24 protein-coding genes and 1 pseudogene are annotated in these 24776 nt (G+C 56.0%); 17 read left to right on the forward strand and 8 right to left on the reverse strand.

The features are described 5' to 3' along the window. Window positions 1-2 precede the first annotated feature (2 nt). The 7 genes and pseudogenes from WH279_RS08675 to uraH all read left to right on the forward strand — a co-directional run bounded on the left by WH279_RS08675 (window position 3) and on the right by uraH (window position 5710). Window positions 3-668 (forward strand): amino acid ABC transporter permease, encoded by a 666-nt coding sequence (locus WH279_RS08675; RefSeq protein ID WP_133846205.1) that lies wholly within the window; start codon window positions 3-5, stop codon window positions 666-668. Beyond that, a complete protein-coding gene (locus WH279_RS08680) occupies window positions 668-1324 on the forward strand; it encodes an amino acid ABC transporter permease (protein WP_339456260.1) in 657 nt (218 codons plus the stop codon). The genes WH279_RS08675 and WH279_RS08680 overlap by 1 nt, the downstream gene beginning before the upstream one ends. After that, window positions 1305-2038: pseudogene (locus tag WH279_RS08685) on the forward strand (amino acid ABC transporter ATP-binding protein). The gene WH279_RS08680 and the pseudogene WH279_RS08685 overlap by 20 nt, the downstream one beginning before the upstream one ends. Before the next feature lie 143 nt (window positions 2039-2181). Further along, on the forward strand, window positions 2182-3420 hold the full coding sequence (locus WH279_RS08690) for a pyridoxal-phosphate-dependent aminotransferase family protein (protein ID WP_339455861.1): 1239 nt from the start codon (window positions 2182-2184) through the stop codon (window positions 3418-3420). Beyond that, on the forward strand, window positions 3417-4688 hold the full coding sequence (hpxK, locus tag WH279_RS08695; RefSeq protein WP_339455863.1) for an allantoate amidohydrolase: 1272 nt from the start codon (window positions 3417-3419) through the stop codon (window positions 4686-4688). The genes WH279_RS08690 and hpxK overlap by 4 nt, the downstream gene beginning before the upstream one ends. 198 nt (window positions 4689-4886) lie before the next feature. Beyond that, window positions 4887-5381 (forward strand): 2-oxo-4-hydroxy-4-carboxy-5-ureidoimidazoline decarboxylase, encoded by a 495-nt coding sequence (gene uraD / locus WH279_RS08700; RefSeq protein ID WP_339455865.1) that lies wholly within the window; start codon window positions 4887-4889, stop codon window positions 5379-5381. Next, the gene (uraH, locus tag WH279_RS08705) at window positions 5378-5710 is read left to right on the forward strand and encodes a hydroxyisourate hydrolase (RefSeq protein WP_339455867.1); all 333 of its coding nucleotides are present in this window, start codon (window positions 5378-5380) and stop codon (window positions 5708-5710) included. The genes uraD and uraH overlap by 4 nt, the downstream gene beginning before the upstream one ends. A 54-nt stretch (window positions 5711-5764) precedes the next feature. Here uraH and WH279_RS08710 read toward each other — a convergent pair whose 3' ends face one another. Beyond that, the gene (locus WH279_RS08710; protein WP_339455869.1) at window positions 5765-6532 is read right to left on the reverse strand and encodes an amidohydrolase; all 768 of its coding nucleotides are present in this window, start codon (window positions 6530-6532) and stop codon (window positions 5765-5767) included. Continuing rightward, window positions 6520-7680, reverse strand: coding sequence for a pyridoxal phosphate-dependent aminotransferase (locus WH279_RS08715; protein ID WP_200641286.1), 1161 nt, complete (start codon window positions 7678-7680; stop codon window positions 6520-6522). The genes WH279_RS08710 and WH279_RS08715 overlap by 13 nt, the downstream gene beginning before the upstream one ends. 140 nt (window positions 7681-7820) lie before the next feature. On the opposite strand from WH279_RS08715, the gene WH279_RS08720 reads away from it, so the two are divergent. Genes WH279_RS08720 through WH279_RS08730 form a run of 3 tightly spaced genes read left to right on the forward strand, consistent with a single transcriptional unit; the run spans window position 7821 to window position 9660 of the window. After that, window positions 7821-8435 carry a methylthioribulose 1-phosphate dehydratase gene (locus tag WH279_RS08720; protein WP_200641287.1) on the forward strand — a complete coding sequence of 205 codons (615 nt, stop codon included), beginning with the start codon at window positions 7821-7823 and terminating at the stop codon, window positions 8433-8435. Next, on the forward strand, window positions 8432-9121 hold the full coding sequence (mtnC, locus tag WH279_RS08725) for an acireductone synthase (protein WP_339455871.1): 690 nt from the start codon (window positions 8432-8434) through the stop codon (window positions 9119-9121). The genes WH279_RS08720 and mtnC overlap by 4 nt, the downstream gene beginning before the upstream one ends. Next, a complete protein-coding gene (locus WH279_RS08730) occupies window positions 9118-9660 on the forward strand; it encodes a 1,2-dihydroxy-3-keto-5-methylthiopentene dioxygenase (protein WP_133846214.1) in 543 nt (180 codons plus the stop codon). The genes mtnC and WH279_RS08730 overlap by 4 nt, the downstream gene beginning before the upstream one ends. A 133-nt stretch (window positions 9661-9793) precedes the next feature. Here the strand turns inward: WH279_RS08730 and mtnA are convergent, their stop codons facing one another. Next, a complete protein-coding gene (gene mtnA, locus WH279_RS08735) occupies window positions 9794-10819 on the reverse strand; it encodes an S-methyl-5-thioribose-1-phosphate isomerase (RefSeq protein WP_339455875.1) in 1026 nt (341 codons plus the stop codon). A gap of 115 nt (window positions 10820-10934) precedes the next feature. On the opposite strand from mtnA, the gene mtnK reads away from it, so the two are divergent. Beyond that, complete coding sequence (gene mtnK, locus WH279_RS08740; protein ID WP_133846216.1) at window positions 10935-12134, forward strand: S-methyl-5-thioribose kinase; 1200 nt, start codon at window positions 10935-10937, stop codon at window positions 12132-12134. 76 nt (window positions 12135-12210) lie between these two features. On the opposite strand, the gene WH279_RS08745 is transcribed toward mtnK, so the two are convergent. Together WH279_RS08745 and fadE are read right to left on the reverse strand one after the other, a co-directional pair. Next, entirely contained in the window at window positions 12211-12969 is a 759-nt protein-coding gene (locus tag WH279_RS08745) for a COG4705 family protein (protein ID WP_339455877.1), read from the reverse strand. A gap of 186 nt (window positions 12970-13155) precedes the next feature. After that, a complete protein-coding gene (gene fadE / locus WH279_RS08750; protein ID WP_339455879.1) occupies window positions 13156-15603 on the reverse strand; it encodes an acyl-CoA dehydrogenase FadE in 2448 nt (815 codons plus the stop codon). Window positions 15604-15819: 216 nt separating this feature from the next. On the opposite strand from fadE, the gene lpcA reads away from it, so the two are divergent. Then, a complete protein-coding gene (gene lpcA / locus WH279_RS08755) occupies window positions 15820-16398 on the forward strand; it encodes a D-sedoheptulose 7-phosphate isomerase (protein WP_133846218.1) in 579 nt (192 codons plus the stop codon). A 149-nt stretch (window positions 16399-16547) separates the two neighbouring features. Then, window positions 16548-17315: a class II glutamine amidotransferase gene (locus WH279_RS08760; RefSeq protein ID WP_133846219.1), complete on the forward strand. Its 768-nt coding sequence runs from the start codon at window positions 16548-16550 to the stop codon at window positions 17313-17315. On the opposite strand, the gene dpaA is transcribed toward WH279_RS08760, so the two are convergent. Next, window positions 17286-18020, reverse strand: a complete 735-nt coding sequence (dpaA, locus tag WH279_RS08765) for a peptidoglycan meso-diaminopimelic acid protein amidase (RefSeq protein ID WP_339455882.1) — start codon at window positions 18018-18020, stop codon at window positions 17286-17288. The two genes, WH279_RS08760 and dpaA, sit on opposite strands and share 30 nt — an antisense overlap. Before the next feature lie 213 nt (window positions 18021-18233). Between dpaA and dinB the strand changes: the two genes are divergently transcribed. Further along, window positions 18234-19289 carry a DNA polymerase IV gene (dinB, locus tag WH279_RS08770; RefSeq protein ID WP_339455884.1) on the forward strand — a complete coding sequence of 352 codons (1056 nt, stop codon included), beginning with the start codon at window positions 18234-18236 and terminating at the stop codon, window positions 19287-19289. Window positions 19290-19396: 107 nt separating this feature from the next. On the opposite strand, the gene pepD is transcribed toward dinB, so the two are convergent. Further along, the gene (gene pepD, locus WH279_RS08775; RefSeq protein WP_200641296.1) at window positions 19397-20854 is read right to left on the reverse strand and encodes a beta-Ala-His dipeptidase; all 1458 of its coding nucleotides are present in this window, start codon (window positions 20852-20854) and stop codon (window positions 19397-19399) included. A gap of 264 nt (window positions 20855-21118) precedes the next feature. On the opposite strand from pepD, the gene gpt reads away from it, so the two are divergent. The 3 genes from gpt (at window position 21119) to crl (ending at window position 23433) form a co-directional block, all read left to right on the forward strand. Beyond that, complete coding sequence (gpt, locus tag WH279_RS08780) at window positions 21119-21577, forward strand: xanthine phosphoribosyltransferase (RefSeq protein ID WP_133846223.1); 459 nt, start codon at window positions 21119-21121, stop codon at window positions 21575-21577. A gap of 146 nt (window positions 21578-21723) precedes the next feature. Beyond that, window positions 21724-22974, forward strand: a complete 1251-nt coding sequence (frsA, locus tag WH279_RS08785; RefSeq protein WP_133846224.1) for an esterase FrsA — start codon at window positions 21724-21726, stop codon at window positions 22972-22974. Window positions 22975-23031: 57 nt separating this feature from the next. Continuing rightward, window positions 23032-23433 carry a sigma factor-binding protein Crl gene (gene crl / locus WH279_RS08790; RefSeq protein WP_200641298.1) on the forward strand — a complete coding sequence of 134 codons (402 nt, stop codon included), beginning with the start codon at window positions 23032-23034 and terminating at the stop codon, window positions 23431-23433. A 125-nt stretch (window positions 23434-23558) separates the two neighbouring features. On the opposite strand, the gene WH279_RS08795 is transcribed toward crl, so the two are convergent. Further along, entirely contained in the window at window positions 23559-24713 is a 1155-nt protein-coding gene (locus tag WH279_RS08795; protein WP_325169030.1) for a porin, read from the reverse strand. Window positions 24714-24776: the final 63 nt, after the last annotated feature.

The following is a 24776-nucleotide window of genomic DNA, read 5'->3' on the forward strand; positions in this document are numbered from 1 at the left end:
TGATGATGGGGCAACTGAATTTTCCTGCACTGTGGCCCTTCTGGCCGGAGCTTCTCTCCGGCCTGTGGGTGACGATCCAGCTAACGGTGATGGCAACGGTGGGCGGGGTGGCACTGGGTATCTTCGGCGCGGCGCTGCGCAGCGGTAAACCGTCGACGTTGAGCCGTATCTGGGGTGTATATGTCGAGCTGATCCGCAATACGCCGTTTGTGGTCCAGCTGTTTTTTATCGTCTTTGGCTTGCCCAATCTGGGGTTGAAACTCACGGCAGGGGAAGCGGCGCTGCTGGCGATGCTGATTAACCTGGGCGCTTACAGCACGGAAATTATCCGCGCCGGAATACAGGTGACGCCAAAAGGGCAGTGGGAAGCAGGGCGGGTGCTGGGCCTGACGCGCACGCAGACCTTTATTCGGGTAGTGTTGCCACCGTCGATGAAGCGCATTTATCCGGCGCTGGTCAGCCAGTGCATTATCGTGATGCTCGGTTCATCGGTGGTGTCGCAGGTCTCCTATGAAGAGCTGACCTTTGCCGCCAACCTGATCCAGTCGCGCACCTTTTTGAGTTTTGAAGTCTACCTGGTGACCACGCTGATGTATCTGGCGCTGTCGATTGCCATGCGTCAGTTATTACTGGCCGCGGGCCGTAAGTGGTTTGGAGAGCAGCCATGATGACAACCTTTACCGACTGGGACATCCTGCGCAATCTGCTGCTGGCGGCGCGCTGGACGATTGTGCTCTCCCTGACCGCCTTTTTCGGTGGCACGCTGGTGGCGATGCCGCTGGTGATGGTGCGCCTCAGCGGGCGTAAATGGCCGAACCGCATTATCCGCTGCTATATCGAACTGTTCCAGGGTACGCCGTTGCTGATGCAGCTGTTCCTTGCCTTCTTCGGCGTGGCGCTGTTCGGCATAGATGTGTCGCCGTGGACGGCGGCCTCGCTGGCCCTGACGTTTTACACCAGTGCCTTTTTAGTTGATATCTGGCACGGCAGCATCAAAGCCCTGCCAAAAGGCCAGTGGGAAGCCTGCCGCTGCCTCGGTCTGAGTGTTGGCCAGACGCTTTACCGCGTGGTGCTGCCGCAGGCGCTGCGCATTGGCATTGCCCCCACGGTGGGCTTTGCCGTACAGGTGGTGAAAGGAACGGCGCTGGCCTCGATTATCGGTTTTATCGAGCTGACCAAGGCGGGTACCATTCTGAATAACGTCACCTATCAACCTTTCAAAGTGTTCGGATTAGTCGCCCTCGGCTACTTCCTGATGTGTTACCCGCTGTCACGCTACAGCCAGTATCTGGAGAAGAAATTCAATGCCGCTCATCACCATTAATCAGGTGCAGAAATATTATGGCGACAACCACGTACTGAAAGGCGTGGATCTCGACATCGAAATGGGTGAAGTGATCTCCATCATTGGTCGCAGTGGCTCGGGTAAAAGTACCCTGCTGCGCTGCATCAACGGGCTGGAAGGTTACCAGGAAGGCAGTATCAAGCTGGGCGGGATGACCATCACCGATCGGGATACCCAGGCCCGCGATATCAGCCGCTCCGTCGGCATGGTATTTCAGAACTTCAACCTGTTCCCGCACATGACAGCGCTGGAAAATGTGATGCTGGCACCGCGCCGGTACTGAAAAAAAACGACGCCGAGTGCCGCGAGCTGGCGGCCCGGATGCTGGAAAAAGTCGGTCTGGGCGACCGAATGGATTACTATCCTGCCAATCTGTCCGGTGGCCAGCAGCAGCGCGTGGCGATCGCCCGTGCCCTGGCGATGTCACCCAAGGTGCTGTTGTGTGATGAAATCACCTCCGCGCTGGACCCGGAGCTGGTGGGTGAAGTGTTGAAAGTGCTTGAGCAGCTGGCCAAAGAGGGCATGACGCTGATCCTCGTGACGCACGAAATGAATTTTGCCCGTGAAGTCGGTGACCGCGTGGTGTTTATGCACCAGGGGCGGGTATGGGAGCAGGGCGACAGTAAAACAGTCTTCTCTGACCCGCAAACGAATGAATTAAAACAGTTTATCTCCTCGGTGCGTGGGCTTTAGGCGACTTTGTTTGTCATTTTGAACCTGGGCAGTGCTCAGAATCCTCACGTACTACGTGTACGCTCCGGTTCTTGCGCGCTGTCCGTGTTCAAACTGCCTGCACCAGTAACGCCTAAGGGGTTATTTCAATATAGGAATCGATGATGGATCTCTCTACATTTACCCAAATTAACCCGCCGCAGCGCCTGCTGATGGGGCCGGGACCGATCAATGCCGATCCGCGCGTGCTGCGTGCTATGTCCAGCCAGCTGCTGGGCCAGTACGATCCGGCGATGACGCAATACATGAACGAAGTGATGGCGCTTTATCGCGGCGTGTTTCGCACTGAAAATCGCTGGACGATGCTGATCGACGGCACCTCACGCGCCGGGATCGAAGCCATCCTGCTGTCGGCGATCCGCCCTGGCGATAAAGTGCTGGTGCTGGTATTTGGTCGTTTCGGCCACCTGCTGTGTGAAATTGCCCGCCGCTGCCGCGCTGAAGTCCACACCATTGACGTGCCGTGGGGGGAAGTGTTCACCCCGGACCAGATCGAAGATGCTATTAAAAAAGTGAAGCCGCGCCTGCTGCTGACAGTGCAGGGCGATACCTCCACCACGATGCTGCAACCGCTGGAAGAACTGGGTGCCATCTGCCGCAAATATGGCGTGCTGTTCTATACCGATGCTACCGCTTCGTTCGCCGGAAATGTGCTGGAAACCGATGCCTGGGGATTAGATGCTGTCTCCGCCGGGATGCAGAAATGCCTCGGTGGCCCGTCCGGCACCTCGCCGATCACGCTGAGTCCGGCAATGGAAGCCGTGATCCGCCAACGCAAATGCGTGGAAGCCGGGATCCGCACCGATGCGCATCAGGACGGCGATGACGAGATGATCTACTCCAACTATTTCGATCTCGGCATGATCATGGATTACTGGGGCCCTGAGCGACTGAATCACCATACGGAAGCCACCTCGGCGCTGTTTGGCGCCCGTGAATGTGCGCGTCTGATCCTCGAAGAGGGGCTGGACAACGGTATTGCCCGCCACAAGCTGCACGGCGATGCGCTGCTTAAGGGCATCCAGGGAATGGGGCTGGACACCTTCGGTAACCTCGAACACAAAATGAATAACGTGCTCGGCGTGATGATACCGCAGGGTGTCAACGGCGATCAGGTCCGTAAGCTGATGCTGGAAGATTTCGGCATCGAGATCGGCACCTCATTTGGCCCACTGATCGGCAAGGTCTGGCGCATCGGCACCATGGGGTACAACGCGCGCAAAGACTGCGTGATGCAGACCCTGAGCGCACTGGAATCGGTGCTGAACTACCTCGGTTTCCGCAGTACTCAGGGTGCAGCGATGCAGGCGGCCTGGGATCACTACAACGGGAGCCGCGGATGAGTGAGAGCCTGATGAATGCCACTGCCGCCGCCGCCGCCGCTGCGCGCGTGATGGCACGCTGTGATGCGCTGGCAGAAATCAGTGAAACCCCGGAATACCTGACCCGCGTTTACCTCTCGCCGGAGCATTTGCGTGCCAATGCCATGGTGGGCAAGTGGATGAAAGCCGCCGGAATGCAGGTGTGGCAGGACAGCGTGGGTAATATCTGCGGGCGTTATGAAGGCGAGCGGCAGGATGCGAAAGCGCTGTTGTTGGGTTCACATCTGGATACCGTGCGTAATGCCGGGCGCTACGACGGTATGCTCGGCGTGCTGGCGGCGATTGAAACCGTGCAGTATCTGCACGATCGTGGCGAGCGCCTGCCGCTGGCGATTGAGATCATCGGTTTTGCCGACGAAGAAGGGACACGCTTCGGCATCACGCTGCTCGGCAGCCGCGGTCTGACCGGCACCTGGCCCGACAGCTGGCTGACGCACCCGGACGGCAACAGCATTACCGTGGGGCAGGCGATGAGGGATATCGGCTTTAACCCGGATCTGCTGTGGCAGGCTGCGCGTGACGTCGAAGATTTCGTTGCCTACCTGGAGCTGCATATCGAACAGGGGCCTTGCCTGGAGCAGGAGCAGCTGGCGCTGGGGGTGGTCACGGCCATTAATGGTGCCCGCCGCCTGAACTGTCGCTTTACCGGCGAAGCCGGACATGCCGGCACGGTGCCGATGAGCCACCGGAAAGATGCACTGGCCGCCGCCGCCGAATGGATGGTGTTTATTGAGCAACGCACCCCGGAACATAACCCGCAGCTGGTGGCGACCGTCGGGACACTGCAGTGCCATCCGGGTGCGGTCAATGTGATCCCGGGAGAGGTGACCCTGACGCTGGACGTGCGTGGACCGGAAGATCGGCCGTTGGCCGAATTGCTCTCTGAACTGCTGGTTCAGGGCGAAGCCATTGCGCTGCGTCGCGGACTGAGCTTTAGCGCTGAAGAGTATTATCAGATCCCGGCCACACGCTGTGATGACGGTTTGCAGGCGGCGCTGAGCCGTGCGGTGACCACTGTCCAGGGGCGCAGTCTGTCGCTGCCGAGCGGTGCCGGGCATGATGCGATTGCCATTGCCGAACGCTGGCCAGTAGGGATGCTGTTTGTGCGTTGCGATCGGGGTATCAGCCACCATCCGGCGGAATCCGTGATGACGGAAGACGTGGCGCTGGCGGTGCAGGCCTACGTAGAGGTTGTCGTAGGGGTCGGACATACGGCCTGGCCTTCGTAAGGGGCAGGCTTTCGTAGGGGGCGGACATACGGCCTGGCCTTCGTAAGGGGGCATGCTTTCGTAGGGGGCGGACATACGGCCTGGTCTTCGTAAGGGGGCAGGCTTTCGTAGGGGGCGGACATACGGTCTGGTCTTCGTAAGGGGGCAGGCTTTCGTAGGGGGCGGGCATCCCCGCCCCGGCTTGGTGGAGTGATGACTATGAACCTGACGCAGTTCAACCAGGTGAGTGCTGCCGACGCGCAGCACAGTATTGAACACTGTGTCGCGCTACCTGAGTGGGCTGCGGCAGTGGTGGATGCCCGGCCTTATGCTTCGCTGGCGGCGCTACTGGCGCAGGCTGAGTCACTGTCGCAGACCTGGGATGGCGTAGCGCTAGCTCAGGCACTCACTGCTCATCCGCGTATTGGCGAGCGTGCAGGCGGGTCAGGCAAAGAGGCTGCACTGTCCCGCGGTGAACAGGGGCAGGTCAATGCTGCGGACCTTCCGCTGGCGCAGGCATTACAGGCAGGTAATGCGGCTTATGAACAGCGCTTTAGCCAGGTTTTTCTGATCCGCGCCAAAGGCCGCAGCGGTGAGCAGATCCTTACGGAGCTGCAACGCCGCCTGCAAAACGATGCGCAGCAGGAACAGCACGAAGCCCTGCAACAGCTACGCGACATCACGTTATTACGCTTAGAGGAGACGTTCCGTTGAGCACTGTAACTACGCATATTCTTGATACTGCCCTGGGGAAACCGGCGGCAGGTGTGACGATTGCTCTTGAACAAAACAGCCCGACAGGCTGGCAGCTCCGGGCTTCTGGTGTCACCAATGCTGACGGCCGTATTGGCGATCTGACGCCGCAGCCGCTGGCACCGGGCCACTATCGTCTGACGGCCGAAATCGGCGACTATTTTGCTGCCGACGGGCGTGAAACCCTGTACGTCAACGCGCAGATTGATTTCGTGATTGCCACCACCGGCCACTACCATTTACCCTTTTTGATCACCCCGTGGTCGTGGTCCACCTATCGCGGTTCATAAATCGGGGCGACTGGAAAAAGGGTCGCCCACTCTGTTTTCATCGACCCGTGACAATCACAAACGAAAACTGTCCGCATCACGCCATGCCGGGAATTTCTCGCGGTACTCGCGCAGGTTCTCCAGCGACAGCGTGGCATCCAGACGGGCAGGTTGATGCGGTTCACCCTGGGCTAAGATTTCTCCCTGCGGGCTGATGATCCGGCTGTCACCGCTGTACGCGTGGCCGTTGCCATCGGTACCCACGCGGTTACATCCGGCGATATACGCCTGGTTCTCAATGGCGCGCGCCTGTAACAGCGTCTGCCAGTGCAGCGCACGCGGCGCTGGCCAGTTGGCGACATACAGCGCCAGGTCGTAATCGTTCTGATTGCGGGAAAACACCGGGAAGCGCAGGTCGTAACAGACCTGCGGCAGAATACGCCAGCCACGCCACTCGATCACCTCACGGCGATCGCCCGCCAGATAGTGTTCATGTTCCCCGGCCATACGGAACAGATGGCGCTTGTCATAGAAATGCACCTTGCCATCAGGTTCCACGAGGAAGAAGCGGTTCACCGCGCCTTTCTCCACCTGAATCGCGGCGCTGCCAGCCACCATCGCATGGGCCGCGGCGGCTTTCGCCTGCAGCCAGGCAATCACCTCGTTTTCGGGCAGTGAGCTTGCCGCCGCCTCCATGGCAAATCCGGTGGTGAACATTTCCGGCAGGATAATCAGGTCACGATGCTGGATATCGGCGAGCAGACCGTCAAAAAAGGTCAGGTTAGCCGGGCCATCCATCCATACCAGCGGCTGCTGAAGGACGGTAATGTTTAAAGTTGACACAGGCGCTCCGCGGCAGCGTCCAGCGTGGCTTCCTGTTTGGCGAAGCACAGGCGGATCAGTTTATGGGGGAAGGCATCAGCGCAGAATACCGACAGCGGTATGGCGGCCACGCCCACTTCTTTAGTCAGCCACTGGCAGAATGCCACATCATCCAGATCGGAGATGGCGCTGTAATCGGCCAGCAGGAAATAGGTGCCTTCGCACGGCAGCAGTTCGAAACGGCTGCCCGACAGGGCTTTCACAAAGCGGTCACGGCGCGCACGGTAGAAGTCTGGCAGTTCGCGATAGTGTTGCGGTTCAACTTCCAGCATATCCGCGATAGCCAGCTGCGCAGGCGTATTGACGGAGAAGGTCAGGTATTGGTGTACCTTGCGCACTTCAGCACTGATTGCCGCCGGGGCCACGCAGTAACCCACTTTCCAGCCGGTCATATGGAAGGTTTTACCAAATGAAGACACCGCAATAGCACGGGCACGCAGCTCAGGATGTGCCAGCACGCTGGCGTGACCGTTCGCATCGAAACAAATGTGTTCATACACTTCGTCGCTGAGAACGTAGATTTCCTGCTGGCGAATGGCTTGCCACAGCTGGGCGAAGTCGCTCTGCTGCCACACGGTGGCTGACGGATTATGTGGGGTATTGAGGATCACCAGCCGCGTTTTTGGCGACAGCAGTGCGGCAAACGCCTGCCAGTCAGGGCGGAAGCCAGGTGGCTGCAAGGCGATGCGTTTCATCACGCCGCCAGCCAGCGTAACGGCGGGCGCATAGCTGTCGTAGCTCGGGTCAAAGCAGATCACTTCATCGCCCGGACGGACCAGCGCGGTAATTGCTGCATAAAGGGCTTCGGTAGCGCCAGCGGTCACAGTAATTTCGGTGTTCACATCCGGCGCGTAGCCGTACAACCCGGCGGTTTTCTTCGCAATCGCTTCACGTAACGGGGCGACTCCTGTCATCGGGGCATACTGATTTGCGCCCTGGCTGACATGATGTGCCAGACGCTGTTGCAGATATTGCGGGCCGTCAAAGTCGGGAAAACCCTGGGACAGATTGATAGCGTTGTACTGCTGCGCGAGCGCGCTCATCTGAGTGAAAATGGTGGTGCCCAGCGCAGGCAGTTTGCTCTCTGGGGTGAACGGCGTCTGGCTCATCAGTAATAACCCTTTTGCAACGCAGAAATGTGATGTTGGAGTCCTGTATTGCTGCCAATATAACACGATGTTACTATTTGGCAATCAAGACGCTTAGACGTCTATATCTACCTTTATCATCTTTCACACTAAGGAAAGAGATGACACAAAGCTCTCAGTTAGATCAATTAGTTGCTGCCTGTCACTGGATTGGCGCTCGCGGCTGGGCTCCGGCTACGGGGGGTAATATGTCGGTACGCCAGGATGCACAGTTCTGCCTGCTGAGTGAGTCCGGCAAAGACAAAGGCAGCCTGACGCGTGACGACTTTATCCAGGTCGATATTGCTACCAATCTTGTCCCCTCCGGGCGTAAGCCATCGGCGGAAACGGGTCTGCATACGCTGATCTACCGCCTGTTTCCTGATGCGGGGGCGGTGCTGCATACCCACACGGTGAATTCCACCGTGCTGTCGCGTGTGGAGAAAAGTGCGGCGCTGACGTTGCAGGGCTATGAGATGCAGAAGACGCTGGCCGGACAACACTCGCATCTTGATGCGGTGCCGATTGCCCTGTTTGATAACGACCAGGATATTGACGCGCTGGCCCAGCGTATTGAACAGTTTGCGACCCATACCCCACTGCGTTATGGTTTTCTGCTGCGCGGCCACGGGCTGACCTGTTGGGGCAAAGACGTCAATGACGCGCGCCGTCATCTTGAAGGGCTGGAGTTTTTATTCCAGTGTGAATTACAACGTCGCGTTCTGGAGAAATCATGATCCGCGCCATTATCACTGATATTGAAGGCACCACCAGCGATATTCGCTTTGTGCATAACATCCTGTTTCCTTATGCGCGTCAGCATCTTCCCGCTTTTATTACTGAACATCAGCAGCAACCGGCGGTGGCCCAGGCGCTTGACGATCTGCGTGTGGAGGCCGGTAAACCGCAGGCGACACCGGATGAACTGGTGCAGGTGCTATTCGGTTATATGGATCAGGATCGTAAATCCACTGCGCTGAAAGCCTTACAGGGCATGATCTGGCGTGCGGGTTATGAGAATGGCAGTTTCACCGGGCATCTGTATGCCGATGTGCTGCCTGCATTAAAACAGTGGCAGCAGCAGGGCGTGGCGCTGTATGTTTATTCATCTGGCTCCGTAGCTGCGCAGAAATTGTTATTTGGCTACAGCGACGCCGGTGATATCACTGGCCTGTTTAGCGGATACTTTGATACCCATGTGGGTGCCAAACGTGAAGTCGATTCTTATCGCAACATTGCCAGCCAGATTGGGTTGCCCGCAGAGGATTTGCTGTTCTTATCCGATATTCATCAGGAGCTGGACGCCGCACAGGATGCAGGCTGGAATACCGTGCAGTTAATACGCGGCGACGCGGACACTGAGAGCCGCCATCGTCAGGTTGCAGGTTTTGATCAGATTAACCAGGAGCTGTTGAACTCATGAGTGCACTGACTATTTTTACCGATACCGAAGCGACCACACCGGTCTGGCACAGCACCGATGCGGCAGAGATTGCCGACAAGTTGCACAGTAAAGAGGTGCGCTTTGAGCGCTGGGAAGCGGACCGTGATCTGGGTGAAAACCCGGATGCCGCAACGGTGATCAACGCCTATCAGCATGCCATTGATCGTCTGGTGGCAGAAAAGGGCTATCAGAGCTGGGATGTCATCAGCATGCGTGCAGATAACCCGCAGAAAGAGGTGCTGCGCACCAAGTTTCTTTCTGAGCACACCCACGGTGAAGATGAAGTGCGTTTCTTTGTGGAAGGGGCGGGGTTGTTCTGTCTGCACCTTGACGGGCACATCTACCAGATCCTGTGTGAGAAGAATGATCTGATTTCGGTACCCGCCGGAACGCCGCACTGGTTTGATATGGGATCGTCACCCAACTTCACTGCTATCCGTATTTTCGATAACCAGGAAGGCTGGGTCGCGAAGTTTACCGGTGACACCATCGCCGATGCATATCCGCGTTTACCGTAATCCCCGTCATTCTTCAAGCTGCAGCTGCGTTGACTGCAGCTGCTCACCCTGGTCACATAGCTACCTATGCTGCCAGGGACTCACAGCTTTGCCGCCTTGCTGCAACTCGAATAATTTAGGGAATTCATCGTTCTTAAAGCCGTGGCTGAAACTCACCCGCTTCTACCTGCACAGGGGTGACGACCCCGGTATCCAGCACCCAGCCACTAATCAATGAGGCAGGCGTCACATCAAACGCCGGGTTATACACCTGCGCATCGTCTGGCGCCCACTGCACATCACCAAAGCTTCCGGCCACACCCGTCACTTCGCGGGCAGCACGCTGCTCAATCGGGATGGCCTCTCCGTTCGGGCATTCACGGTCCAGCGTGGTATGCGGTGCCGCAACGTAGAACGGAATGTTGTGATACTTCGCCAGTACCGCGAGGCTGTAAGTGCCAATCTTGTTGGCCACGTCACCGTTGGCAGCAATGCGGTCAGCGCCGACCCAGATAGCATCAACCTGTCCCTGAGCCATCAGACTGGCGGCCATCGAGTCACAAATCAGGCGGTAAGGGACACCCAGCTCACCCAGCTCCCAGGCGGTCAGTCGGCCACCCTGCAACAGGGGGCGGGTTTCATCCACCCAGACGCTGGCGACCGTGCCTTCCTGCCAGCCGCGTGCAATCACTCCTAACGCCGTGCCAACGCCTGCGGTGGCCAGCCCGCCGGTATTGCAGTGGGTCAGCAAACGGCTGCCGGGCGTAATCAATGCGCTACCGGCAACAGCAATGCTGTCACACAGCGCTTTATCTTCATCGATCAGGCGCAGTGCTTCTGTGCCCAGCGCGCTAACGAAATCATCCTGCGCCAGTGCCAGCTTCATGCGATCAAGGTTATTCATCAGATTTACCGCCGTCGGGCGCGAAGCACACAACACCTCCAGCGCCTCAGCAAGCTGCGGTTTTGCCATGCCGTTTTCGGCCAGCAGGGCCAGCAACAGGCTGGCAGACAGCCCGATCAGCGGAGCACCGCGCACACGCAGGGCTTTAATATGACCCACCAGCCCGGCAACGTCCGGCGTCGGGCACCAGATTTTCTGCTGCGGCAGGGCCTGCTGGTCGAGGATCCAGAGCTGATTATCACGAACCTGTAAGCTGGTGGTACTGAGTGTTTGCATGAGTTAAATCCTGGTTGCTTTAATGCATCATATTGTGCCAACATGGCCAACGGATGTATAGACGTCTGAACGGCTTATTACAACGAAACATGGGTTATTTTTGAGGGGCAGATCAATGTCGCAATACCGTACGTTCACCGCAGCGGATGCCGTGGAATATGCTCGCCAGTTTGGCGGCGTGGCGAACCCCGAGACGCTGGTTGATTCGCAGGAAGTCGGCGATGGTAATCTCAACCTGGTGTTCAAGATTTTTGATACGGCCGGCGTCAGCCGGGTCATCGTCAAGCAGGCGCTGCCTTATGTGCGCTGCGTGGGCGAATCCTGGCCTCTCACCCTGGACCGTGCGCGTCTGGAAGCGGAAGTGCTGATTGAGCACGGAAAATTCTGCCCGCAGCATACGGTCAACATCCTGCACTACGATCCGGAACTGGCGGTGATGGTGATGGAAGATCTCTCTGACCATGCGATCTGGCGTACCGAGCTGGTGAACGGCGTTGAATATCCTCAGGCGGCAGGGCAACTGGGTGAGTACCTCGCGCAAACCCTGTTCCATACCTCTGATTTTTTCCAGCATCCGTACCAGAAAAAAGCGGACGTGATCCGTTTTACTAACCCGGAGCTGTGCGATATCACTGAAGAGCTGTTCTTCAACGAACCCTACGAAGTTCATGAGCGAAATGCTTATCCGCGTGCGCTGGAGCCGCTGGCTGAATCCCTGCGGGATGATCAGGCCTTAAGGCTCGCCGTTGGCGGCCTGAAGCATCGCTTCTACTGCCACGCAGAAGCCTTGCTGCATGGGGATGTTCACAGCGGTTCGATCTTTGTGAAAGAAGGTCGTCTGAAAGTGATTGATGCGGAGTTCGGTTTCTACGGCCCGATGGGCTTTGATATCGGCAGCGCACTGGGCAATCTGTTGATCAGCTACTGCGCAGCACCGGGCCTGCTGCCACCGCGTGAAGCGGCCGCCGCGCGGGAAAATCGTCTTAACGATGTGCGTGAAGTATGGCTGAGTTTCACCGAGGGTTTCCTGGCGTTGGCGGCAGAGAAGAGCCGCGATCGTGCGCTGGCCGTGCCGGGCTACTCCCGCGAATTCCTGCGTAAGGTGTGGAGCGATACCATCGGCTATTGCGGCACTGAACTTATCCGCCGTACCGTGGGGATGTCGCAGGTCGCAGATATCAAGAAGATCGAAGATGAAGCGATGCGCATCGAATGCGTGCGCCAGGCGATAATCCTGGGGCGCAGCCTGATCCTGCTGGCTGATCATGTGCCGGATGTGGAAGCACTGATTGCACGTATCCGCCAGAACGGTTGAGGATACGGCTGGCAATAGCAAAGGGCCAATCGTATTTTACGACTGGCCCTTTGCCTTTCAGATCGCCGCGCTCTTGTTACGCCGTTTCGCGTTGTGCAGAGCGTTGTGGCAGCAGCAGAATGCAGACGGCTATAAACAGCATCAGCGTGAATGAGGCCCCGTAACGGCTCAGCGCCAGTCCGCCGTGTGCCAGTGGTTTATCCAGGAAGTCTCCGACCACTGCCCCGAGTGGACGCGTCAGGATAAAGGCAGCCCAGAAAATCGCCGTGCGTGACCAACGGGTAAACAGATAACATCCCAGTAAAGCCACCAGTGCCACAACAAAAATGACTATCCCACCAAGATAACCCATTCCTGCCGAATCAGCGGTCCAGTCGCCCAGCGCCGTCCCCAGCGTTTGGGAAAACATAATCGTGACCCAGTAAAAGATCTCTGACTGGCGATTATTCACGGAATATACCGACACCGTGCCGCACACTGCACGCCAGCATAATAAGGAAGTGAATAACAGCAGACTGAGGATAATGGAGCCGCCCAGGTAACCTATGCCTAAAGAGCGGTCGGCAAAGTCGGCCAGCGTTGTACCCACCGTGGTGGTGGCAATCACGGTAAACCAGTAAATATAGGGGTTAAAACGCGGTGATTTAATCTGAACAATCACTGCTGCAATAAATATCACTGCAAAGATCAGTGTGCCCGTCAGATAACCCAGATCCATTGACATGGTCACCGCGTCACCACCGGTTTCACCCAGTGTCGTTGCCGCAATTTTGATTAACCAAAAGATGGCGGTTATCGCCGGAATTTTACTTAAGTTGCGCTGCGTTTCAGTCATTATTATTCCCCCAGAGGAAAGCGATGTGCTTTACGGGAAAATATAAGCGAGTTTTATTAGTTTAAAATTAAGAGCAGGAGCAGGGGGAATAAAAAGAGGGAACGGATCAATAGTACGCTAATATTTAACATCGGTATGATTGATGAAATAAAAAAGGGTGACCCATTTCTGGCCACCCTGTTGATATTATGCGGCTTCAATCTTACGTGGCTCGGCCGCTGGGGATTTGACGGGTTGAGTTGCCAGCGCATCGGCGTCAAATTCATCCACGTTAATTGAGCGCAGACGACTGACTTCAGCACGGATCAGAATATCGGCTTCTTCCTGGGTGACCCATCCCGCCTCCAGCCCTTGTGCTGCCAGTGCATCCAGACGGGTAAACGACAGATGTTTTTTCTGCTGTTTACACAGGCGGTCATGAATCGCTTCTGCGGCCATCACATCGTGCAGCGCTTCTTCCAGCTGGCCTGCCGGGTTGTGTTCACTCGGTGCGAGATACTGACCGCGCCCCAGGCGGCTGCGGGTGGCAGAGGGTACCTGCAAAATAAGCGCCAGTTGATGATCCAGGCGGTCGGACGGCGCCCGGCTGTGACGGCCGGTCGGGAACACCACGGCGCGCACCAGGCCCGCCACCAGGCGGTTCGGGAAGTTGCGCAGCAGGTCGTCGATAGCCGTGTCTGCCTGATTCAGCGCATCCTGAACGCCCCAGTGCAACAGCGGTAAGTCTGCTTCGTTACGTCCTTCATCCTCATAACGTTTCAGCGCTGCCGAGGCCAGATAGAGCTGGCTCAGGATATCGCCAAGGCGCGCCGAAATGCGCTCGCGGCGTTTCAGGCTGCCGCCCAGCACGGACATTGAGACATCCGACAGCAGTGCAAGGTTGGCACTGACGCGGTTCAGATGCTGATAGTAACGGCGGGTGGCATCGCGAGTCGGCGAGGCGCTGGTGCGGCCTCCCGTGAGCCCCAGCCACAGGCTGCGCAGCGTATTGCTGCCCACGTGGCCGATATGGCTGAACAGCGCCTTATCAAAGGCTGTCACATCATTATTCTGCGCTGCCGCCATCTCTTCCAGCACGTAAGGGTGGCAACGAATAGCACCCTGGCCGAAGATAATCATACTGCGGGTCAGAATGTTGGCGCCTTCCACCGTAATGGCAATCGGCGCCCCCTGATAAGCGCGGGCAAGGAAGTTGCTGCTGCCGAGCATAATGCCTTTACCGCCCGCAATATCCATGGCGTCAACAATTGCCCGCTGACCGCGATGAGTACAGTGGTATTTCACGATGGCGGACAGCACCGCCGGTTTTTCACCAAGCATAATGCCACTGGTGATCAGCGTGGCGGCGGCATCCATCACATAGGTGTTCCCGGCGATGCGTGCCAGCGGTTCTTCAATCCCCTCCATCTTGCCAATCGGCAGGCGGAACTGACGACGAATATGCGCATAGGCCCCGATCGCCAGAGCAATGCTTTTCAGGCTGCCGGTGGAGTTGGACGGCAGAGTAATGCCACGGCCCACGGACAGACACTCAACCAGCATTCGCCAGCCCTGTCCGGCCATTTCCGGGCCACCGATAATAAAATCAATCGGCACAAAGATATCCTGGCCGCGTGTCGGGCCGTTCTGGAACGGTACGTTGAGCGGGAAATGCCGTTGACCAATTTCCACGCCCGGTGTCTGCGTCGGGATCAGCGCACAGGTGATCCCTAACTCTTCCGTTTCGCCCAGCAAATGGTCGGGGTCAGAAAGCTTAAACGCCAGGCCGAGCACCGTGGCAATAGGAGCAAGGGTGATATAGCGTTTGTTCCAGGTGAGGCGCATACCCAGCACCTGCTGACCTTCCCATTCACCCATGCATACCACACCAACATCCGGGATGGCACCGGCATCGGAACCCGCTTCCGGGCTGGTCAGGGCAAAGCAGGGGATCTCCTGGCCGCGTGCCAGACGAGGCAGGTAGTGATCTTTCTGCGCTTCAGTCCCGTAATGCTGGAGCAGTTCGCCCGGGCCAAGGGAGTTAGGCACACCCACAGTGATCGCCAGAATACCGGAGACCCCTGACAGTTTTTGCAGTACGCGCGCCTGAGCGTAGGCCGAAAATTCAAGGCCGCCGTACTCTTTCTTGATAATCATGGCGAAGAAGCGGTGCTGTTTGAGATACGCCCAGAGCTCAGGCGGCAGATCGGCCATTTCATGGGTGATCTGGAAGTCATTTGCCATGCGGCAGGCTTCCTCTACCGGACCGTCAATAAATGCCTGCTCTTCCGGCGTCAGTCGCGGTTGCGGATAGGCATGAAGTTTTTTCCAGTCCGGTGTGCCACGGAACAGATCGCCTTCCCACCAGGTGGTACCGGCATCAATGGCTTCTTTTTCGGTGCGTGACATCGGCGGCATCACTTTCTGGAAAGTGTTCAGCGTGGGTTTGCTGAACAGCGCCTGGCGCATGGGCAGGAGAGTAAATGGCAGCAGAATAAGCACCAGCGGAACCAGCAGCCAAAGTGTCCACAGCCCTGCCAATCCGAGCACAGCGGTCCAGAGCAGCAAGACTGCACTGGCAGCCAGCAGATTAATACGGTGATAAAACAGGGCGCCAATCAGCACGATCGTCGCCACAATACTGAGAACCATCATAACATGTGCTCCGTAAGTAGTAAGAGGTCCGACCTGTTGGTTATATGTTTAGATTACCACGGCGCCAGGTGCAATCTGTTTACATAATAATTACAACCTGGCTCACAAAGCGGTGGCACGAAGCGTTAATCCCTCCGGGGGGCGGGGAGATCGCTTCCCGGCTCTCTGGCAACTTGATAAACTCCTACAGTAACTCTTTCCTAAAAGGACATCCCTATGTATCAGGACATCATTCGCGCCGAGCTGAACGAAGCGGCAGAGACGCTGAATAAATTTCTTAGTGAAGATGCAAACATCGAGGCGATCCAGCGTGCGGCCGTGCTGCTGGCTGATTCATTTAAAGCGGGTGGGAAGGTTCTCTCCTGTGGTAATGGCGGTTCCCACTGCGATGCGATGCATTTTGCTGAGGAGCTGACGGGGCGCTACCGTGAAAACCGTCCAGGCTATCCGGCGATCGCGATTTCTGATGTCAGCCACCTGTCCTGCGTCAGTAATGACTTTGGCTATGATTTTGTTTTCTCACGCTACATTGAAGCGGTGGGGAAAGCAGGGGATGTGCTGTTAGGGATCTCCACATCGGGTAACTCCGGTAATATTATTAAAGCGGTTGAAGCTGCGCGCGCCAAAGGGATGAAAGTAATCACCCTGACCGGTAAAGACGGCGGCAAAATGGATGGCGTGGCTGACGTAGAAATTCGTGTGCCGCACTTCGGCTATGCTGACCGCATTCAGGAAATTCACATCAAAGTGATTCATATCCTGATGCTGCTCATCGAAAAAGAGATGGTCAAATAATCCCTTCTTCTTTCACGCCGCAGGTGCGTTGGCTGCTCTCGTGAACCCCGGTCACTTATTCGTGTAAGTTCCCGGGGATTCACTCGTTTGCCGCCTTCCTGCAATGTGAAATCCATTGGGGATAGAATCTATTTTCACGAGGTAATCCTGTGTGCGAACTACTTGGGATGAGCGCGAACGTCCCGACGGACATCTGTTTTAGTTTTACCGGGCTGGTGCAGCGCGGTGGCGGAACGGGTCCGCATAAAGATGGCTGGGGCATTACCTTTTATGAAGGGAAAGGCTGCCGCACATTTAAAGATCCGCAACCCAGTTTTCAATCGCCGATTGCCCGACTGGTGCAGGAATATCCGATTAAGTCCTGTTCGGTGGTGGCGCATATTCGCCAGGCTAACCGGGGTGAAGTGTCGCTGGAAAATACGCACCCGTTTACCCGCGAACTGTGGGGGCGCAACTGGACTTACGCGCACAACGGGCAGCTTAAAGGCTATAAAAACCTGGATACCGGCCCTTATCGCCCAGTGGGTGAAACCGACAGTGAGATTGCCTTCTGCTGGTTGTTGCATAAGCTGACCACTCGCTATCCGCGTACGCCGGGCAACTGGCCAGCCGTCTTCCGCTATATTGCGGAACTGGCGGCAGAGATGCGTGAGAAAGGGGTGTTTAACATGCTGCTGTCAGACGGCCGCTACCTGATGGCGTTTTGTTCGACCAATCTGTTCTGGATCACCCGACGTGCGCCATTCGGCAAAGCCAAGTTGCTGGATCAGGATGTGGAAATTGATTTTCAGAAGCAGACCACGCCGAATGACGTGGTCACAGTGGTGGCCACTCAGCCGCTGACGGCGAATGAAACCTGGCACAAGATTGAGCCAGGTGAATGGGCGTTATTTTGCCTGGGTGAGCGCGAGCGCTGATTCCTCTGCGGCTGAGTTGCCTGCCATCGGGCGGCTCAGTACGTACTTGCCTTCGCTGACGTTGACCGCCGGAGGCTGTTTGGTCTGCACGAACTGCGCATAACCCGGCTGCAACTGCTTCCAGAAATTGATGTAAGTGGAGTAGCGATGGCGCTGCATGTTGCTGTCGGTCATGCGGAACGGATAAATGCTGACTTCAACACGTGGCTGGCCATTGCGCAGCGCGGCTTCCACATAGTGATAAATTTCATCCATATAGGCATCGGTCATGGCATAGCAGCCAATTGACACGCAGTTGCCGTGGATCATCAGATATTTCCCCTGATAACCCTGCTGGCGATCGTATTCGTTCGGGAATCCGACGTTGATCGCACGATAAAAGCGGCTGTCTGGTTTTAACTGGGAAAGTCCCACGCTGTAAAAACCTTCCGGGCTTTTGAAGTCACCCTGTACGCGCTTTGGCCCCAATCCACCCGAAAAATTACAGATGCGATAGCTGTTAAGCAGGCGGAATTCGTTGCCGATTTTGCCGTACAGTTCCAGCGTGCGTTCTTCTTTGAAGATTTGCAGGTACACGGGGGTACCAATTAGTTGTTTCTTTAACTCTTTGCTTACCGGGGCCAGTGGGGTAACCGAATCCGGTACGCTGGCGAAGACAACGGCTGGCAGAAAAATCATCGCAAACAGCAGTGCGATTTTGCCCATTCTGGTTCCCTTGAAATGTAGGGGTTGAAAGCAACGCCGGAAGGCGTCTGTACTGACAATATCGGACAATTCCGCTATCGCTGCGTCACCTTAGCATTGTCTATTTTTTTATCAAGATAGCGAAGAATAAAAACCTTAATTTATGTGCGACCCGTTGCATATTGAACTCTGGTTATTTGACTGTATACTTATACAGTATTATCGGAGGGGGCTATGCGTAAAATCATTCACGTGGATATGGACTGCTTTTTTGCCGCAGTGGAAATGCGCGATAACCCCAGCCTGCGTGATATCCCCATCGCGATTGGCGGCAGTGAAAAACAGCGCGGCGTCATCAGCACGGCGAATTATCCTGCACGGAAATTTGGCGTGCACAGTGCGATGTCAACGGCGATGGCGCTTAAGCTCTGCCCGCACCTGACGGTGATCCGGGGCCGCTATGACGCCTATAAAGAAGCCAGCGCCCATATTCGTGACATTTTTTCCCGCTATACCGCCCTGATTGAACCCCTGTCGCTTGATGAAGCTTACCTGGATGTGACTGACAGCCAGCATTGCCAGGGATCGGCCACGCTGATCGCGCGTGAGATCCGCGACACTATCCAGCAGGAACTGAATCTCACCGCATCAGCCGGGATAGCGCCGATTAAGTTTCTGGCAAAAATCGCCTCCGATATGAATAAACCTAACGGCCAGTTTGTCATTACGCCGCAGCAGATGCCTGACTTCCTGCTGGCCCTGCCGCTGGCGAAAATTCCCGGCGTTGGAAAAGTCACGGCGCGTAAGTTAGAAGAGATGGGGCTGAACACCTGTGCTGATGTGCAAAAAACCGATCTGGTCACCTTGCTGAGGCGGTTTGGTAAGTTTGGCCGCGTGCTGTGGGAGCGCAGTAATGGCATTGATGACCGGGAAGTGATCACCACCCGTGAGCGGAAATCCCTCGGCGTGGAGCGGACGCTGTCGGAGGATATTCATAGCTGGGAAGCCTGCCTGGAGATTATCGACCTGCTGTACGACGAGCTGGCACGGCGGCTGGATAAGATTAAACCGGATCGCCAGATTGCCCGTCAGGGTGTAAAGCTGAAGTTTAATGATTTCCAGCAGACCACGCAGGAGCATGTGTGGCAGGTACTGAATAAGGCCGATCTGATTGAGATTGCGCGAAAAAGCTGGGATGAACGGCGTGCAGGGCGCGGCGTGAGGCTGGTGGGATTGCATGTGACGCTGCTGGACCCGCAGCTGGAAAGGCAATTGTTATTGGGATTGTAAGGGCGGGTCAGGCATACCTGACCCCTGCGAGTGTCGCGATTGTGACAGGGCGCGGGGCATGCTGTAGTAAGGGCGCGGCCTGCCTCGCCCGTATCCTATGCGCAGCATTACTTAACCGGGATCGCCTTCAACAGCGCCGTCAGCAGCTGCCAGTACAGGCCAACGCTTCCAATATGCACCTGCTCATCCGGGGAGTGGGGTCCGGTGATGGTCGGGCCAATCGATACCATGTCCATCTGTGGGTACGGTTCTTTAAACAGACCGCACTCCAGACCGGCGTGGATAACCTGGATGTTCGGGGTTTTATCGAACAGTTTTTCATAGGTTTCACGCACCAGCGCCATCACCGGAGAGGTGGCGTCCGGCTGCCAGCCAGGATAGCTGCCTTTGGCGAGGGTTTTCGCCCCGGCCAGTTGGCCGAGCGCAGTGAGCATTTCCACCACGTACTCTTTGCCGCTGTCGATCAGTGAACGGATCAGCGAGTTGATCTTCGCTTCATTGCCTTCAAACGTCACCACACCGACGTTCAGTGAGGTTTCCACCACGCCTTTCATTACATCTGACTGACGGATCACGCCATTCGGTGTGCTGTTCAGCAGAGCGATAAACGCATCACGGCTGGTGGTGCTCAGAGCCTGCTCCGCATGGGCCAGATCCTCGACCACCACGGCAATGTTTTTCTCTTTCAGGCTCAGCTCATTTTGCAGCGTCAGCAGATAGCCGGCTGCCAGCGATTTCAGCTTATCGAGGCTGGCAACAGGAACGGCCAGCGTGGCGAAGGCTTCACGTGGGATCGCATTCCGCAGCGTACCGCCGCTGAAATCCACCAGACGCAGGTCAAGATCCGCCGCATGGGAGAACAGGAAGCGCGCCAGCAGTTTGTTGGCATTCCCCAGACCAACGTGAATATCACAACCGGAGTGACCGCCTTTCAGGCCTTTCAGCGTCAGTTTTACCGTTTGGTAACCGGCCGGAACCGCTTCACGGGTCAGCGGCAGGGTGCTGGTAAAGTCGATACCGCCAGCACAACCCATATAGATCTCACCTTCCTCTTCGGAATCGGTGTTGATCAAAATATCGGCCTGCAACCAGCCTGCTTTCAATCCGAAGGCACCGACCATGCCGGTCTCTTCGGTCATGGTCAGCAGGACTTCCAGCGGGCCATGTTCCAGGCTGTTATCAGCCAGCACGGCCAGAGCTGAAGCCATACCAATACCGTTATCGGCACCCAGCGTGGTGCCGCGTGCTTTTACCCACTCGCCATCGATCCAGGGCTGAATCGGGTCTTGGGTAAAGTCATGCACCGTGTCGTTGTTTTTCTGCGGCACCATATCCAGGTGCGCCTGAAGCGCCACGGGTTTACGATTTTCATAACCCGGCGTGGCAGGTTTACGGATCAGGATGTTACCCACCTGGTCGCGCTCATTCCAGAAACCCTGCTCCGTCGCCCAGGCGATCACATGGGCAGCCAGTTGTTCTTCATGATAAGAAGGATGGGGAATGGAGCAAATTTTGGCAAAAATATCCCACAGTGGTTGTGGGGATAGTTGAGACAATTCAGACACGATAACTCTCCTGTGTCAGCACTCCCTTTCTGCCGTGCAGGCAGGAAGCATGCGCTGATATCGGTTGGAAAATTCCCGTCAGCGAATCTGACGCGATGGCAAAAGAATATCACCGATTTCTGACACATGCTCACGATGCCCCAGGAAAAAAGGGGGATACAAGGTGCAGCGGGCTGGTTTTTAGTGCCTCAGATCACTATAATTTCGCGCAACCGCTCCCCTTGCACAATTTTTAAGCCAATTTCATTGGCCGGGATTCTTTTAATGAGTGAAAAATACATCGTCACCTGGGACATGCTGCAAATCCATGCCCGTAAACTGGCCGAGCGCCTTCTGCCCGCTGAACAGTGGAAAGGCATTATTGCCGTCAGCCGTGGTGGTCTGGTACCTGCCGCCTTACTGGCGCGTGAGCTGTGTATCCGCCACGTCGACACGGTTTGCATCTCCAGCTATGACCACGATAACCAGCGCGAAATGACCGTGCTGAAGCGTGCAGAAGGGGATGGCGAAGGTTTCATCGTGATCGATGACCTGGTGGACACCGGCGGCACCGCACAGGCTATCCGTGAGATGTACCCGAAAGCGCATTTCGTGACGATTTTCGCTAAACCAGCCGGACGCCCGCTGGTGGATGATTATGTTATCGACATCCCGCAAAATACCTGGATTGAACAGCCGTGGGACATGGGCATTGCCTACCTTCCCCCGCTGGTAAAAAGCTGATTGATTCACTCTGTTATCAGAAACATTTAGTGTGTTAGATCAAAACGCGCCCGATTCTGTCGGGCGCGTCTGTTTTTACCCTTCGCGTGAAACTCCCTGCTACGGTAGACTCAAATCCTACCCGTACGCCAGAGGAACGCCCTGTTATGTCGCCGAAAAACCTCAGCGAAGAACTCTTCAAACCGCGTTTTAAACACCCGGAAACCTCATCGCTGGTGCGACGTCTGCATCATCATCGCCCGTTGAGCATTCAGTCTGCGCTGGATGGTGAAACCCATGCCGGCTGGTATCGCATGATTAACCGCCTGCTGTGGACCTGGCGTGGACTGACGCCGCAGGAAGTGAGTGAAGTGCTGGCACGTATCGCCGTCAGCACCGTTGAGCATACCGATGACCAGCTGCTGGATACGGTCATCGGCTATCGCGGTGGCAACTGGATCTATGAGTGGTCAAAGCAGGCGGCGCTTTGGCAGCAGAAGGCCACCGAATGTGACGATGACGCGCAGGCGGGCCAGTACTGGCTGCATGCGGCACACCTTTACAGCGTGGCGGGTTATCCACATCTGAAAGAGGATGAACTGGCAGAGCAGGCGCAGGTGCTGGCCAGCCGCGCTTATGAAGAAGCCACCCACCGTCTGCCTGGCGAACTGAAAGCGCTGGAATTCGCTATTGCTGGTGGCAGCCCGGTGACCGGTTTCCTGCATATGCCGCCGGACGTGAAAGCCCCTTATCCGACCGTGCTGCTGTGTGGCAGCCTGGATGCGCTGCAAAGCGACCATTACCGTCTTTTCCATGATTATCTCGCCCCGCGTGGCATTGCGATGCTGACGCTGGATATGCCATCCGTGGGATTTTCCTCTAAATGGAAACTGACCCAGGATTCCAGCTTCCTGCACCAGCAGGTGCTGCGTCAGTTGGAAAATGTGGCCTGGGTTGATCACACGCGCGTCGCCGCCTTTGGTTTCCGTTTTGGGGCTAACGTCGCGGTCAGACTGGCTTATCTGGAAAGCCAGCGCCTGCGCGGCGTAGCCTGTCTCGGGCCAGTGGTACACAGCCTGCTCAGCGATACCAACTTACAGGATCGCGTACCTGAGATGTATATGGATATGCTGGCCAGTCGCCTGGGCATGTCAGGGACATCCGACAGTGCATTACGCACTGAACTGAGCCGTTTCTCACTGAAAATTCAGGGACTGCTGGGCCGCCGTTGCCCGACGCCGATGCTGTCCGGTTACTGGGCTCACGACCCGTTTAGCCCGGAAGAAGAATCACGGCTGATCACCAACTCCTCCAGCGCCGGGCGTTTGTTAAAGATTAACACCTCCCCGGCGATGGCGAATTTTGATAAAGGCCTGCGTGACATTTGTGACTGGCTGGCGCAGCGCTTAGACGTATGAGTTGCTAATATTCAATAGTTTGCTACAACTATAGACTCAATTATGGAGGTTTTAACGATGACGTTACCGAGTGGACATCCTAAGAGTCGGCTGATCAAGCGCTTTCACTCTTTGGGTCCTTACATCCGTGAAGGCAAGTGCGAAGGCGACCGCTTCTTCTTTGATTGCCTGGCCGTTTGCGTCAATGTGAAACCTGAACCGGAACTGCGTGAGTTCTGGGGCTGGTGGATGGAGCTGGAAGCCCAGACTGACCATTTCACCTATGAGTATCACTTTGGTCTGTTTGATAAAGAAGGCAACTGGAAGCCGAGCACGGTAAAGGGTAAGGATAATAATGCCCGTCTTGAAGAGACGTTACGTAACTTCCATGAGCGTTTAAAGGCGCAGTTAGCAGAGATCGAGCTGGGCCTGGTCCCGGCAGCCGGTTTTGCTGACCAGCCGGTTAAACTGACCGCGTAGTCCTGCCTGTTTATTCCTGACCCCAAATAAGAAAAGGCTGGATTGCTCCAGCCTTTGTTTTAGACACATAACGAGGGGTAAATCATTTATCGCTGTGGCAGTGGCGTGTCACAGCGCCAAAGGGATTAGAACTGGTACATCACACCCACAGCAACGATATCGTCGGTGTTCAGGTGCAGTTTGTTGTCGTCGTTCAACAGGTTAACTTTGTAATCGACAAAGGTAGACATGTTTTTGTTGAAGTAGTACGTCGCACCGATATCAACAAATTTGTACAGATCAGCATCGCCAACGCCATTTTCCATATCTTTGCCTTTTGTCTGCACATAGGCCAGTGATGGACGCAGGCCCCAGTCGAACTGGTACTGTGCAACAACTTCAAAATTCGACAGTTTATTCACATAACCTGACACGGCGGTTGTTGTGCCGTTAGCCTGAGTGAAGGTTGCACCGCTGTTGATCGGGTTCATGTTACGCGTTTCAGCGTAGGTCGTTGCCAGGTACACACCGTTGTTGTCATATTTCAGACCGGTTGCCCAGGCTTCCGCTTTGTCACCTGAACCGAATGCCGCATTTTTCTGGCCAAGGCCTGGCGTAGTATCATTGGCAATCAGGCGGTTAGAAGAAGAAAATGCACCATTGACACTCAGACCATCAATGATTTTATAAGAAAGGGACGCGCCGTAACCGTCGCCGTTACTCACGTTACCCGCACGTGTTGATGAAGCGTCGTTTTTACCCTGGTACTGCAAGGCAAACTTCAGACCATCGACCAGACCGAAGAAATCGTTGTTACGGTAGGTCAGCATGCTGTTACCACGGGTCAGCATGTAGGTGTCAGCGCGGGTGTAACCGGTGCCGCCGAACTCAGGCATCATATCGGTCCAGGCTTCCACGTCGTAGATCACACCGTAGTTACGGCCGTAGTCGATAGATCCAAAATCGTTCAGTTTCAGACCGGCGAAGCCCAGACGGGTTTTGTTACCGGCTTGCGCATCAGCACCGCCTTCTGAGTTGCTGGCGCTGAAGTTGTATTCCCACTGGCCGTAACCGGTCAGCTGGTCGTTAATCTGCGTCTGACCTTTGAAGCCGATACGGACATAAGATTTGTCAGCATTGTTGCTGGCGTTAGTGTCGGCATCGCTCATGTAACGCATTGCTTTAACTTTGCCGTAGAAATCCAGTTTATTGCCGTCTTTGTTATAGACTTCTGCGGCTTGTGCAGCGGTGGACAGAGCCAGAGCTGCAGTTAAGATTGCCAGTGCGCTTTTCTTCATCATTTTGCTATCAATCCCGAAAGAGTAAAAGTAATAAACGGCCCGAAGGCTCTGTTCGAAGCACGG

It is taken from the genome of Erwinia sp. MYb375 (assembly GCF_037479175.1).
GTDB lineage: Bacteria > Pseudomonadota > Gammaproteobacteria > Enterobacterales > Enterobacteriaceae > Erwinia > Erwinia rhapontici.